Source organism: Paraburkholderia caledonica NBRC 102488 (assembly GCF_000685095.1).
GTDB classification, from domain to species: domain Bacteria; phylum Pseudomonadota; class Gammaproteobacteria; order Burkholderiales; family Burkholderiaceae; genus Paraburkholderia; species Paraburkholderia caledonica.
This window is the reverse complement of the sequence record NZ_BAYE01000013.1, coordinates 121,120-134,964: the sequence shown is the minus strand read 5'-3', so window position 1 is coordinate 134,964 and position 13,845 is coordinate 121,120. Positions and strand designations below refer to the sequence as shown.

The window sequence follows — 13,845 nt, the reverse complement described above, 5'->3', positions numbered from 1 at the left end:
CCGCAGCGTGAATGCTTTGCGGCGAAACCCCAAGCGTCATGGCGTGGATGGCCGCTCGGTGTCGTACAGGCGGTCCGGGATAAACAGCGCCGTGACGCCGCTCAGAAAGAAAACCGCACCTACGACAAGAAAGCCAAAACCAATGGAGAACTGCGTGGCGAGATAGCCGATAACAATAGGCGCTGCGCCCGCGCAGAAACGGCCAACGTTATAAGAACCGCCAACAGCAGTGCCGCGAATAGAAGTGGCGAAGCTCTCGGACATGAAAGTGCCGATCGTGCCAAGCGGAACACCATACAGAAAGCCGAAGAAAAGCATCAGCGCAGCAATGTTCTCCCGCGTATGCCAGAAGATGATCACCGGCAAAAAGAGCGCGGCGCCCGCGCAACCCAGCACGTATACGCCACGCCGGCTCCACCGGTCGCCCAGCCAGCCGGCGAAGATCTTGCCGATGAAGGCGACCACGTAGGTGCCGATCATGTAGCCAGTGAGCGAGCTGAACTTGATATGCAGTTCTCTTTCGAGGTACGTGGGTAGCCAGTTGTTCAAGCCATAAAAGCCGGAAAGAATAAAAACAGAGGCGAGAGTCCACAGGATGAACAGCGTGCGCGTCTGCCGGGTGCGGAAAATCAGGGCGTAGCGGCCATCGCGCAATCGCGCTCCACTGTGGCCTTGAGTGCCGCTTTCGTTCTCGCTTTTGCGGTCGGCTGCACGGCTTGCCCGCCAGCTGGCCGGCTCGGGTACGGCAAACCTGATCGCGAGCGCAAAGACCACGGGAACGGCCGACACGTAATACAGCGTGCGCCAGCCATAGTGCGGCAAGATCCAGCTGCTTAGCGCGATCACCACGATATAGCCGGCCGAAATAGCGGTTTGCAACGCGCCGAGGATCAACGAACGTCGTTCGGTTGGCACGTATTCGGCAACCAGCGTGGTGACCAGCACCATGCAGCCGATTCCCAACGAACCGATGAAGCGAACAATCGCGAACTGCAAAAAGCTGTGCGTGAGCCCGAGCAGTCCCGCGCCTAGCGAGAATAGCGTCAGCGCCCACACGACCACCCTCACCCGGCCCACACGATCGCTTAGCCAGCCGCCCAGTATCCCGCCCGCGGCCATGCCTAACAACGTCAAGCTTCCCAACGCTCCTGCCTGCACATTGCTCAGCCCGAAATCGTCCTTGATTCGCGTGAGGGTCAAGCCGTACATCATCACGTCGGCGCCATCGGCCATTAGCGCAAGATAGGAAAGGACGAAGACCAGCAGCCAGCGGCCTTGCGATTCGGCACTTTGCGTCGCCGTCGCAGTCGCCGGCGACGCTGTCGTAGCACGGGGAGTTGTAGTCATGTCAGAGAGAACCCGAACTGCCGGCGGATACCGTATTGCCCGCGATCAGAGCGGGTGCGAGGAACGAACCGATAAGCAAGCCGAGCGCTTCGTGCCGCTCGGTGTACCACCCTTCCCGGTGTGTCAGATTCATTGTGCCGATGCACACGCCGTTGTACGCGATCGGAATGTTCAGTATCGACCCGAGGCCCATGCCGGTCATCACCGTGTGGTCGTCGAACGCTTCGAGAATGCCTTGCGGCGTTTCCGCGCGAAATGGCTCAAGGTCGTGCAGAACCTGTCTGGCCCACGCGGTCCCGCGTTTTTTCTTGCGCCCGCCCACTGGATACACGTCTGGCATGTTCGTATAAACGCGCTCGACATCCTCGCGCCCGGCGTTATAAGACATGATCGTGAGCAGGCGGAAGCCGATTACGCTTGCCGCCACCTCATGAACCGCACGGAAAAGCGCCGCCGGCTGACCGTTGAGCCGCATGGCCCTCGCGAGATGTTCCAGATGGGAAGTGTCCAGCATTTGCGGCACGGGCGGCGTAGTCACGATCCTGTTGGCTTGCATGGTCTATAAACGAAGAGTTGGCACATCGCGGCGTTCAGCCGCCTAATTCCGTGGAACTGAGCGGACCTCGAAGGTCCTGTGCACGCCCGAGCTCCTCGGCCTCGATATCTTCGAGCGAGCGGTTGCGGGTCTCGATACCCAGGCAGAAAACCACGCATGCCCCGACGAGCAGAACTGTCGTGGTCATCGCGAATACGCCCAGAAATCCGAACGCGGGATAGACGAGGCCGACCAGAATCGGCGCGCTCACCGAGCCGATGCGGCCAAACGATGACGACGATCCCGTACCCGTCGTGCGAACTGCAGTGGGAAACACTTCCGGGGTGTACGCATAGACGCCCGCGAACGCGCCGTTCATGAAGAACGACAGGCAGATGCCCGCAAGCATGATGCCGATTCCCGTGTGAGAGAACGCAAGCGCGATCGCCGCGACGCCGCCCAACAGCATGTACGACGCGACTACCGCTTTGCGTCCGATGCGTTCATTGAGCCATGCGGCCGAGAAATAACCGGGGATCTGCGCCCCATAGATCGCGATGGAATAACCGAAGCTCTTGGTCATGGTGAGCCCCTCCTTGAGGAGCAGACTCGGAATCCACGAGAAGAACGAGTAGTACGCGAACGCGACCGAGAACCACATGAGCCAGCTCACCGCCGTGGTGCGCGCGAGCCGCGGCGACCACAACGTCAACACGTTCTGCAATGCGCGACCCTTGGCCGGTGCCGACGCCGGCGTCATGCGGACGGAAGCGACCGGCGCAAGATGAATACCTCGGCCGGTAAACCATGATTCGATCGTGCTAACGATGCGATTCGCTTCTTCCGTCCGGCCCTGGCTTTCGAGCCATCGCGGCGACTCCGGCAGCGTCCTTCGCCACCAGAGGAGCATGACGACCGGCAACGACGTGACCACGGCGAGATACCGCCAGCCATCGGCAAAGTTTCTGACCACGACGAAGCCGAGAATCGACGAGCTCAGATAGCCGAACGACATGAAGCCGACCAGTGCGCCGCAAAACATTCCCCTGTAGCGCCGCGGCACGAATTCGGCGAGGAATGGCGCGATCACCACTGTCTCCGCGCCGGAGCCAAAACCCGCGACGATGCGTAATGCGAAGAACGTGTGCCAGTCGGTCGCCGCCGCACTCGCGAGCGACGCGACACAGTAGATCGCCAGCGCCGACATCATGATGCGGCGGCGGCCGATGAGATCGGCGAATACCCCCGACAGGAAAGCGCCGAAAAAATACCCGATATAGGTACTGCTGGCAACGAGGCCAGTCTCGGCGCTCGTCAAATGCCACAGCTTGCTGACGACCGGTAACAGGAACGCAAGCGACGACGAATCGAGCCCGTCGAACAGGTACCCCAGCCCGCCGATCAGCAGAAGTTTGCGATGAAATCCCGATAACGGGAGCCGTTCAAGACGAGCAGCTACAGCAGACATGGCAAGTTTCTCCATGAAGGAATGAGCGCGTTGATCGCAGGCTCGAAGTTCATCGCCCGATCGCATATGCCTGCATCTGGCGAGGCGTCGCCGCGCCGCGCATCAGGCCATTTCTGATGCCGACCGCGCAGACCCGCCCCAATGCCCAAGGCTCCGCCACGGTCAGATCGTGTCCACGCGCGCGCAATTCGGCGAGCGTACTTTCCGGAAAACGGGCTTCGGCAGACATCTTGCCCAACTGCATCGCGCGCGGGTAAAACGAGCCGGGGAAGTGAGCGGTCTGGAACGACGGCGAATCGGCGGCGGCCTGGAAGTTCATGCCGGCGTGCACATGTTTCAGGAATAGCTGGAGCGACCACTGATCCTGCTGGTCGCCGCCGGGCGTGCCGAAGGCCGCGTAGGGCTTGCCCGCGCGGGTAACGAGCGTGGGCGACAGCGTTGTGCGAGGACGTCGCCCAGGACCCAGTGATGATGGCAGGCCCTCTTCCATCCAGAACATCTGCGCGCGCGTGGTGACGTTGAAACCGAGTCCGGGCACCGCTGGCGACGCCTGCAACCAGCCGCCCGACGGCGTAGCAGACACCATGTTGCCCCACCGGTCGACGATATCGAGGTGCACGGTGTCGCCCCGCAGTTCAGGCAACGGCGCGAAGGTCGGCTCTCCCTGCCCGAAGCCACCAAACTGTTCCTTTCCGGCGAGCGCCATGATGCGCGCGGCGCGGCGCCCGCTGTCGCCCAGCGTTCCCGGACAAAATTCGAGCGACGCACGCTGCGGGTCGATGAGCCTGCGACGTTCGTCGTTATAGGCGTCGCTGAGCAGCACATCTAGCGGCACATGGGCAAATGCCGGGTCGCCGTAGAAGACCTCGCGGTCGGCGAACGCGAGCTTCGAGCACTCGATAACCGTGTGGACGAAATCCGGTCCCAGCGGATCCATCGCCGCGAGATCGAAACCCTTGAGCAGCGCAAGTTGCTGCAGGAACATCGGCCCCTGCCCCCACGGACCCGTCTTGTGGAGCCGAAGGTCGCCGTAGTCGTAGGACACTGAGTCTTCATAGGACGGCTCCCAGCGAGCGAGATCGTCGGCCGAGAGCAAGCCGCGATTGCGCTGGCCGGACGTATCGAGAACGGCTGTGGACCGAAAGTACTGGTCGATGGCGTCTGCCACGAACCCGCGATAGAACACTTCTCGAGCCCGTTCGCACTGCTCGGCGCGGTCGCTGCGGCTAGTCGCTTCTCGCAGAATGCGCTTGTAGGTGGTGGCGATCGCCGGATTGGCGAAGAGGTGATTCGGCGTCGGCGCGTCGCCATTTCGCAGCCATTGTTCGGCCGAAGTAGGCCATTCGGTGAGGAAAAAATCCTTGATCGCGAGAATCGACGAAGCCATGCGCGGCAGCACCGGGTAGCCGTTCTCCGCATAGCCGATCGCATAGCTCAACACGTCTTCGAGCGGCAACTGGCCATAGTCGCGCAGCATGGCCATCCACGCGCCGAATGCCCCAGGTACCACTGCCGGCAAAAGTCCGGTGCCCGGCACCACTTCCAGCCCCAACTCGCGCATACGCTCGATAGTCATGCTTGCGGGCGTCACGCCCTGGCCGCAAAGCACTCGAACCCGGTCTTCGCGGGCGCTGTAGAACACCACCGGCAGTTCACCGCCGGGACCGTTCAGGTGCGGCTCGACGATCTGGAGTACAAACCCCGCGGCTGCAGCGGCGTCGAAGGCATTGCCGCCTTTTTCCAGCGCGGCCATGGCGGACGCGCTGGCGAGCCAATGCGTCGACGCCACCATTCCGAACGTGCCAATCAGTTCGGGACGAGTTGTGAACGACATGCCCTACTCCTCTTGTGATAGCTGCGACGGGCCGCTGAACCAATAATTAAAGGTGCGGATTCGATCAGTCAGTATTGAATGATGTCATCGATTCCTCGATGCTAACCTGGAATATAAATTTGGGGAGTGTCAGCCAAAAAAAGCATTGTATGAACTTCACAGCGCCGGTGCGCCGCCGATCTGTTATCTTTGATACCAATATTCATTGGTTCGGAAAATGGAATGGAAGAGACCGCATTGAACGGCCTGCTCGGCTACATCGCCAGTCACCAGCTCAAAGACGGCGACGCGTTACCGCCCGAAAGGAAGCTGGCTGAGGAGCTTGGCGTCAGTCGAAGGGAATTGCGCTCGGTGCTCGCCTCGCTGGAGGCGTCGGGACGAGTATGGCGCGGGGTTGGGCGCGGTACCTATCTGGGAGCGCGGCCGCTCAAGTTCGGTCCCACGCTGCGCGGCTTGCGCGCGGGCACGAGTCCAGCGGATATCGCAGAGATGAGGCTACTTTTCGAGCCCGCGCTGGCGGAACTCGCCGCGACGAAGGCCAGTTGGGACGATCTGCTGGAACTGGAGAAGTGCGCGCGTAAAAACGCCGCCGCGAACAGCGACGAGGAGTGGCAGCAATGGGATCACCGCTTTCACTTATTGATCAGCCAGGCCACCCGCAATCCGGCGCTCATTGCCCTCATGGAAGTGATCAACGGCATGCGCGTCAAGCCGGAGGTTCGAAAGAAAACCGTCAGCCAGGAGACGCGGCACTATTTTGCCCAGCAGCATCAGGCAATCGTCAACGCGATGAAAGCCCGTGACGGTGAAACGGCGGCGCGATGCATGCGCGAACATCTGTCGAGCGTGCAGTCGCGCGCGTCCAGCAAGATAAGCGGCGCGGCGGATTCCTCGGGATGAAACAGCATTGGCTGTGCATTGGTTTGATCATGCTTTCGGTGAACTTGTCGAAAAGCGTTTGCCGTGCTTACCCGAGTGGCCGTCACCGCAACTGCGCGACTGCATCGAACACGAGACCAAAGAACTGGTCCGCATGCTCGGGATCGAGCCAGCGCACTATGACGGCGAGCCTCCGGGTCGGCTCGATCCACATGAACGAACTACCCGCACCCACGCCGAAGTAGCTCGATGCCGGCACGCTCGGGAACATCTTCTGCCCGGTGTTGAGCCAGACGAGATAGCCGTAGAACGGCGCGATCGCGCAAGGCGTTTGCATACGCTCGATCCACTCCTTCGACAGCACACGGCGCCCGGATGCGACGCCTTCGTCGAGGAGCATCTGCGCGATCTTCAACTGATCGTTCGCGCTGATCGACATGCCGCCGCCCCAGTGCGTGCCGCCCGGCACCGACTGCATGCGGCGCCCACCCACCTCCACCCACGCGTGGTCGTAGCCGACCCAATCCCATGCGTCGCTTGCTCCCGAAGGCCGCGCAATCGCCTCGCGGAACACGTCCGGCAGCGGCTCGCCGAACAGATGCAGCAGCGCAAGCGAAAGCTGGTTGATGCGCACGTCGTTGTACTCCCAATACGTGCCCGGCTGCTGTAGCGGACGCAGATCGCCCTTCTTGCCGTTCGGCGGCTCACCGAACGTGACCGCGCGATAGTGATCCGCCTGATCGGGCAAACCGAAGCAGGTGCCCTGCCATTCGCTCGTCTGTTGCAGCAATTGCGCCCACGTGATGCTTGCGTTGTGATCGTCGTCGAAGCCGATCCCCGGCACGCTCACGCGCACGGGCTCATCGAGACTGGACAGCAGGCCGCGGTCGTGGGCCAAGCCCGCGAGCAGCGCGAGATACGTCTTTGCAATGCTGAACGTAAGGTCCGCGCGGTCCGGCTCGCCCCAAGTCGCGAGCTTGCTTCCGTCGAGCGCGATTGCGCCCGAGACCGGCCCCCGGTCGTGCACTGGCCCAAGCAGCCGGTTCCACGGCGCCGGGTCTTTCACATGCACGCCCCAGTTGGCATCGACCTGGCGATCCCACGTCGATTCATGCTCGATGGAAAACTGGATGGCCTGCTGCAATGCTTCGTTCATGCGTATTTCCTGTGAGCTTTTCTGGAAAGTCGTTGTGCGTGCAAAGGTGATGAGCCGCGATGAACCCTGCCTCCTCACCGCACATGCAGACGGCGGCGCGCCCACATCAGCGTGAAGAGGCTGATTACGGCGGCGATCATCAGGTACAAACCGGGCGCCAGATTGTTATGTGTGAAAGCGATCAGCGCCGCGACCACCACCGGCGTGAAGCCGCCGAAAATCGTCGTGCCGATGTTGTAGGCGAACGCCATGCCGGTTGTGCGCGTTTCAACAGGGAAAAGATCGGCCATCAACGCGGGAATCGGCGCGAAGTACGTTGCTTTCAGCAGCGCGACCCAGATCACACAGGCAAGCAGCATGGGCAACGACGGATAGGCGTTCATCAGCATGAAGGCCGGATACACCGTCAACAGAAACAGCACACCGACCGGCAGCATGATGCGTATGCGCCCGAACTTGTCCGACAGATGTCCCACCAGCGGCACCAGCGCCATCACGATGAAACCCGCCACGAGCGTCGCAATGAATCCCGACGACGGCGAGAGCTTGAGCTGATGCGTCGCGTAAGTCGGCATATACAGCAGCATGTAGTTCGCGGTCGTGGTGAGCACGAGCGAACCGATCGAAACGAGCACCAGTTCCTTCTGTGTCGCAAGCACCGTGCGCACCGGCGACGCGAGCTTTTCGGCGCGAGCGAATTCCGGTGTTTCGTCCATGCGCCGGCGAATGTAAAGGCCGATGGGGCCGATCAGCATGCCGAACAGGAATGGGATACGCCAGCCCCACCCTTCCAGTTGCGGCGGCGTCAGCAGACCGGTCAGCAAGGCGCCGAACAACGAGGCGAGCAAGGTGCTCGCGCCTTGGCTCGAGAACTGCCAGCTCGACATGAAGCCGCTGCGCGCCGGCGCATGTTCAACGAGAAACGCCGTCGAACTGCCGAATTCGCCGCCAGCGGAAAAGCCCTGCAACAGGCGCGACAGGAAGATCAGGATCGGCGCGGCGATGCCGATCGTCGCATACGGAGGCATGACGGCGACGAGTCCTGTGCCGAGCGTCATCAACCCAATCGAGAGTGTGAGCGAGGCTTTTCTGCCGTGTCTGTCGCTATATGAACCGAGAACCAGCGCGCCGACCGGACGCGCGAGATACGACAGCGCGAACGTGCCGAGCGTAAGTAACAGCGAAACGGTCCGGTCGTGCGTCGGAAAAAACAGCCGCGACAGCGTGGAGGCGAAGTAGCCGTACACGACGAGATCGTAGAACTCGAGCGCGTTCCCTATCGATGTCGCCACGATCAGGCGCGTAATGTTGTGCGACTGCGCGGCGTCGAGCGATTCTTGCATGGCGGCGGTGTCAGTACTCATTGCGCTGTCCTCGATACGGTTGACGGGGCAGATTGGCGGCCGGATTCGCGTCGGGGGCGTCGCCCTCGCGCGTACCGAGATCCCAGAAGAGGCCTGCCATGATGCGCAGACCTTCTTCGACTACCGGCGCGAGCAGATGCTCGTCCGGCGCGTGCTGCGAACAGCCGGGGTACGAATGCGGCACCCACAGCGTGGGCATGCCGAGCACGTCGGCGAACACATCGTTCGGCAGCGTTCCGCCGAGGTTCGGCAGCAGCACCGGCTGCGCGCCGGTGGTTTGCGTAAGCGAGCGCAACGCCCACCGTACCCAGGGGTTCTCCGGATCGACGCGCGTCGCGGGCGCGCCGCGCTCGACGCTCACTTCGACCATCTGGAAACCATGCGCGTCGAGATGGCGGCGCACAATGCCGGCGATATCGGACCAGTCGGTGCCCACCACGAAGCGCAGCTGCATGTGCGCAAACGCGAACGGCGGAATGGCATTCACGGGCTTTTCGGGGTTGCCGGTGCGAAACGCGAGCACTTCCAGATTGTTCCAGCCGAACACGCGCTCGGCGGGCGTCAGGCCCGGCTCGCCGTACTCGGTATCGACTGCCGGCTCGCCGGGGTTGCCGCCCACGGTGATGTCGGCCAGCGCGCGGCGCACCGCGTCCGGCACCGGCGGCGGACGAAGCCCTTCGATCGCGATCCGGCCGTTGGCATCGACCATCGAAGCAATGGCGTTGGCGAGCACGATGCCTGGATTGCGCAGCAAGCCGCCCCAGTTACCCGAGTGATGCGCGCCGTCGCGCAGGTTCACATCGAGCCGGAAATTGATTACGCCGCGCGAGCCGAGAAAGAGCGTCGGGCGGCTGGCGGCGAGACGCGGCCCGTCGGAGGCGATCAATACATCGGCGGCAAGCTCGTCGCGCAAGCTGGTGCAGAGTGCGTGCAAACCGGGCGACCCGACCTCTTCGCCAGTTTCGAACAACAGCTTCAGGTTGAAGCCGAGCTTGCCGCCGCGCGCATCCATCACGGCTTTCAGCGCGGCCAGGTTGATGCTGTGCTGGCCTTTGTTGTCGGCGGTGCCGCGGCCATACCAGCGCTCGCCGTCAACGCTCACCTGCCACGGCGAGCGGCCCTCGGCCCATTGCGCGTCGTAGCCGCGCACCACGTCGCCGTGACCGTAGCTGAGCACGGTTGGCAGATCGTCGCCTTCATGACGATGCGCGATCAGAAACGGGCCCGCGCCTTCGTGCGGATTCTCCGCGATGCGGCACACGAAGCCCCATGCTTCAAGGCGCGGCGTCAGTTCGTCGGTGAGATAGGCGCGCAGAAGCGAGTTGCGCTCCGGCTCCTGGCTTTCAGTACGCAGCGCGACGCGGCGTTGCAGGTCGGCGAGAAACTGGCCGGATCGGTAGCCTCCGGCGGCTAGCTCAATGGCGGTATGTCGGGTCAACTCGGTCTCCGTCGGGTGCGCTGGAAACTGCGTCGCGCCGCTGCGTCAGAGTGCGCGGCGCGTGCGGCAGCGGGTCAACACCCATGCTGTGGTGGCCGATATTTCTGCACAATTACAATATTTCTCACCCACCTTTGCCGGAACGGCAAAGGTCGTCACCGGGATTAACGCATCCAATGGACCAGACAGCCTTGCGCTATTTCCTCGAAGTCGCGCGCAGTGGATCGCTCAGCAAGGCGTCCGAGCGGCTTTTCGTGGCCGTTTCGGCTTTGAGCCGGCAAATCGCGAGGCTCGAGGAGCAACTGGGAACCCCGCTCTTCGAGCGCCGTCCGCGCGGCATGGTACTCACCGATGCCGGGCGGCTCCTCGCCAACCACGCCCGCCGCAGTCAGCTGGAGGACGAGCGTGTTACCGGGGAGATCCGCGGCCTTTCGGCCGGTGAACGCGCGACGATCCGCATTGCGAGTTCGGAAGGCGTTGCACCGGACTTCCTGCCGCTCGTGTTTGCACAGTTCCTGAAGATGCATCCCGGAGCGCATTTCCAGCTCGACGTGTCCGCGCCGTCGATAGCGACGCAGCGCGTGCGCGAAGGCACGCACGACGTGGCGGTATGTTTCAACATGGTGCCGGAGCGGGACGTGCAAGTGCATTACGCACAGCGCGCACCGGTGTACGCGCTGATGCGGCAGAGCCATCCGCTCGCTGCGCGCGCCAGCGTCTCGCTGGCGGACATGCTGCCGTGGCCGCTCGCCATGCCGAGCCAGACCCTGACGATACGGCAACTGTTCGATATCGCATGCAGTCTGGAAGGGCTGATCTTCGAGCCGGTAGTCGCCAGCAACTATCACGTGGCGTTGCAAAACTTCGTGCGCTACACCGACGCGATAACGTTGACTGGCTATCTGACGGTACACAGCCGCCTCGTGTCCGACTCACTTGCAATGGTGCCGATTTCCAACCCCGAACTGCACCAGCGCACACTGCAGATTCAGACGATGGCGGGCCGCACGCTTCCACAGGCAGTGACCGCGTTCATTGGATTGCTGATGGAAGCGATCGAGTCGCCGGAGCATGTGGACGTGGGAGTCAGCCGAGGTTAGCGCGCGCCGCGCTATGCACGCACGATACCTGTGAGCGGCTTCGTCGCGACGGTCGGACTGAATAGCGCGCGAGCCGTGCGCTGAGGGTCGAGGCCGAGGCCTTCGCTCGCGACGCCGGCAATCAGCGAGTCGAGCGATGTGGTCGGCTTGAGGTCGCGTGCTTCGTAAAGGTCGCGAGACGCGAGACCGGGCCAATCCGCGATGACTCGCCCGCCCGCGACCGCTCCGCCCAATACCATCGCCACCGAACCCGTACCGTGATCGGTGCCGCCAGTGCCGTTCGCGGCCGCGGTTCTGCCAAACTCAGTCGCGACAAGTACGGTGGTTTTGCTCCAGGCCGGGCCCATGTTGTCGCGCAGCGCCGCGAGCATCGTGTCGAGCGCTTTCAACTGGTTGGCAAGGCGCGTGCTCTGCGCACTGTGCGTGTCCCACCCGCCGGTTTCGATCATTGCGATACGCGGGCCTTCATCGCGTGACAGAAAACTGGCGGCCAGTTTGCCGAGGCTCGCGGGGTCCTGGCGCGCGCCGGCGTCGCCCGCAAGGCCGCGAGCCGTCATTGCCGATTCCCACAGCGGGCGCAACTGCGCGTCCTGGTCGTATAGCTGGGAGACGCGCATGAGCAGATCGTCCGGCGCTTGCGGCAATGCCGAAGGTGCGTAAGAAGTCACCTCCGCATCGCCGCGCAGCGCCATGGGGACAGTCGGCGCGAACGCAATCGCGTTTTCGCGTGCGCTCGGCAATTGCGCGACGAGCCGGTTTAGCCAGCCGTCCTTCACCCGATATGGCGACGCGCTGCCCGTCTCGAGCACGTTTTGTCCGTCGAAATGCGAGCGGTCACGATATGGCGATGCCACCGCGTGCGCGAACAGCGCCTGACGGTCCGCGTACATGGCGCCGATCTGCACAAGTGCGGGATGCAGCGCAAAGGTGCCGTCCAGACGGCGCGCACTCGACGCATCGATCGCAAGCGCGCCGCGCAACGTTGCATAGGCAGGCTCCGCGTAGGGCACGACGATGTTCAGGCCATCGGCGGCGCCCCGCTGAATCACGAACACGAAACGCCGATCCGTGGCGACGCTCGCGAAAGCAATGCGCGGCGATACGAGAATTGCGCCCGCTCCGGCAGCAGCAATTTGCAGAAATTGACGGCGTGAAGACATGGGCTATCTCCGTTGAAAATCGGGCGAGACCAGCAAAAGTGCGATGGCGGTGGATGCGCTTTCGGCACGTGCGACGGCCGCTGCACTCGGCGCGCTGAGCGATCCCGCAAGCAGGACTTGCCCCAGCGAACGCGCGTCGAGCCGGTCGCCGACGCGCGCGGCCAGCCGCTGCGCCACTTCGACGCGGCGCGCCAGCGCATCGGGCGCGGCCCAGCTTGCAGCAATATCGTCGTAACCGGCAGGCGAGCCTGGCCGCCACACGGGTTGACCGAGCTGCGCCAGGATGGGCGCAGCCTGCTGATTGCCGAGGTCTTGCCAGCCGAGCCCGCGCATCGACGAGATCGCCCATTCCCACGGCGTCTTGAACTTGACAGCGACGGGCGACCACGCTTGTGGCATGTCGACCAATGCACGGTAGACGGACGGCAGATCGCCGCCGCTGCGCTCGAACACGCCCGCAAGCCGCTCGCTGACGCCTGCCGGCGGATTGTCGGCAATGAAATGACGGGCCAGTTTCGAGCCGATGTGCTGCGCTGTCGCGGGCGCGCTTGCGAGATCATGCAAGATTGCAAGCGCCTGCTGTTCGCCGGGCTGATCGTAGCGGCGGCCCATGATGGTTCGTGAGCCCGGCTCATGCAACGCGTCGCGAAACACGAAGCTGCCCGGCGCCGAGGCCTCTTGCATCGGACGGCTTGCCTGCATGCCTACACTGGCTGAACTGCCAGCGTTGGCGATATTCCCGGGATTACGCGGTCCCGCAGCGAGACTCCAACCGGTCAGCGCGCGGGCGAATTCGGTCACGTCGTCCTGGTTATAGCCACTGCGCACACCTAGCGTATGCAGCTCCATGATTTCGCGCGCGAGATTTTCGTTAAGGCCGCGCTTGCGCTCGGGATTGCGCTGCGCCGCCCGCATCGCCGCGACGCTGTCCGGCCCTACCGAGCGCGTCTGATCGAGAAACAGTTGCATGGCCGGATGACGTTCCACCGCAACCAGCATGTCCTCGAAGCGGCCCAGCACATGTGGGCGGATCGCTTCGGCTTCGAATGAGCCGGCGAGCGCCGCCACAGCGGGTTTTTCCGTCGACACCGCAAAGTGGTTGGCCCAGAAATGAACCAGCCGCTCGACAAAGGGCGTCTGTGTGGTCAGTGCGCTCACCACCCGCGCATTCACGGACGATCGATAGTTGTCGCGTATTTCCGCACGAATCGCCTTTCGTTCGGCTTCCTTATCTTTGCGCGTGTCGCTTTGCGATGCCGCTTGCTCACCTGTCTGGGCATTCGTTTGTGCGGGCATGCTCGCGCCGCCCGGATTGCGCTGAGTCTTCATACGCAACTGCATGCGCTGCTGTTCGAGTTCGCCCGATATTGCCAGCGAATCCGGCTGGCTCGCCCACGCAGCCGGCTTCGGCTGGTACTGATCGAACTGTGCGAGTAGCCAGGCCTTCGGATCGGCGGGCGGCGTATCGTCGGCGCGGGCGCCCAGGCCGAAGCGGTTCAGCGCAATTGCAGCGGCGGTGAGGTTCGGTTGCGCAGCCATGCGATCCTCTTCGGCGGTAGATAAA

The 13,845-nt window shown here is 63.1% G+C and carries 11 protein-coding genes; 2 read left to right on the top strand and 9 right to left on the bottom strand.

Annotation, left to right across the window (positions count from 1 at the left end):
• Positions 1-36: 36 nt before the first annotated feature.
• Genes BCA01S_RS23970 through BCA01S_RS23955 form a run of 4 tightly spaced genes read right to left on the bottom strand, consistent with a single transcriptional unit; the run spans position 37 to position 5,184 of the window.
• The gene (locus BCA01S_RS23970; RefSeq protein WP_027779099.1) at positions 37-1,347 is read right to left on the bottom strand and encodes an MFS transporter; all 1,311 of its coding nucleotides are present in this window, start codon (positions 1,345-1,347) and stop codon (positions 37-39) included.
• A 1-nt stretch (position 1,348) separates the two neighbouring features.
• Positions 1,349-1,903: a GAF domain-containing protein gene (locus BCA01S_RS23965; protein ID WP_042319237.1), complete on the bottom strand. Its 555-nt coding sequence runs from the start codon at positions 1,901-1,903 to the stop codon at positions 1,349-1,351.
• 34 nt (positions 1,904-1,937) lie between these two features.
• Positions 1,938-3,350 carry an MFS transporter gene (locus BCA01S_RS23960; RefSeq protein ID WP_027779097.1) on the bottom strand — a complete coding sequence of 471 codons (1,413 nt, stop codon included), beginning with the start codon at positions 3,348-3,350 and terminating at the stop codon, positions 1,938-1,940.
• A gap of 49 nt (positions 3,351-3,399) precedes the next feature.
• Complete coding sequence (locus BCA01S_RS23955) at positions 3,400-5,184, bottom strand: gamma-glutamyltransferase family protein (protein ID WP_027779096.1); 1,785 nt, start codon at positions 5,182-5,184, stop codon at positions 3,400-3,402.
• Between the two features lie 222 nt (positions 5,185-5,406).
• Here BCA01S_RS23955 and BCA01S_RS23950 point away from each other — a divergent pair, with 222 nt between their 5' ends.
• The gene (locus BCA01S_RS23950; protein WP_027779095.1) at positions 5,407-6,084 is read left to right on the top strand and encodes a FadR/GntR family transcriptional regulator; all 678 of its coding nucleotides are present in this window, start codon (positions 5,407-5,409) and stop codon (positions 6,082-6,084) included.
• An 82-nt stretch (positions 6,085-6,166) separates the two neighbouring features.
• Here BCA01S_RS23950 and BCA01S_RS23945 read toward each other — a convergent pair whose 3' ends face one another.
• The 3 genes from BCA01S_RS23945 to BCA01S_RS35150 form a co-directional block, all read right to left on the bottom strand.
• On the bottom strand, positions 6,167-7,219 hold the full coding sequence (locus BCA01S_RS23945) for a serine hydrolase domain-containing protein (protein WP_027779094.1): 1,053 nt from the start codon (positions 7,217-7,219) through the stop codon (positions 6,167-6,169).
• A 74-nt stretch (positions 7,220-7,293) separates the two neighbouring features.
• The gene (locus BCA01S_RS23940) at positions 7,294-8,583 is read right to left on the bottom strand and encodes an MFS transporter (protein WP_027779093.1); all 1,290 of its coding nucleotides are present in this window, start codon (positions 8,581-8,583) and stop codon (positions 7,294-7,296) included.
• Positions 8,573-10,021 (bottom strand): M20 family metallopeptidase, encoded by a 1,449-nt coding sequence (locus tag BCA01S_RS35150; protein ID WP_042319234.1) that lies wholly within the window; start codon positions 10,019-10,021, stop codon positions 8,573-8,575. Before BCA01S_RS35150 ends, BCA01S_RS23940 begins: the two co-directional genes overlap by 11 nt.
• A gap of 176 nt (positions 10,022-10,197) precedes the next feature.
• Between BCA01S_RS35150 and BCA01S_RS23930 the strand changes: the two genes are divergently transcribed.
• Positions 10,198-11,121 carry a LysR family transcriptional regulator gene (locus BCA01S_RS23930; RefSeq protein WP_027779092.1) on the top strand — a complete coding sequence of 308 codons (924 nt, stop codon included), beginning with the start codon at positions 10,198-10,200 and terminating at the stop codon, positions 11,119-11,121.
• A gap of 11 nt (positions 11,122-11,132) precedes the next feature.
• Here the strand turns inward: BCA01S_RS23930 and BCA01S_RS23925 are convergent, their stop codons facing one another.
• On the bottom strand, positions 11,133-12,281 hold the full coding sequence (locus BCA01S_RS23925) for a DUF1501 domain-containing protein (protein WP_027779091.1): 1,149 nt from the start codon (positions 12,279-12,281) through the stop codon (positions 11,133-11,135).
• 3 nt (positions 12,282-12,284) lie between these two features.
• Positions 12,285-13,820: a DUF1800 domain-containing protein gene (locus BCA01S_RS23920; protein ID WP_027779090.1), complete on the bottom strand. Its 1,536-nt coding sequence runs from the start codon at positions 13,818-13,820 to the stop codon at positions 12,285-12,287.
• Positions 13,821-13,845 lie beyond the last annotated feature (25 nt).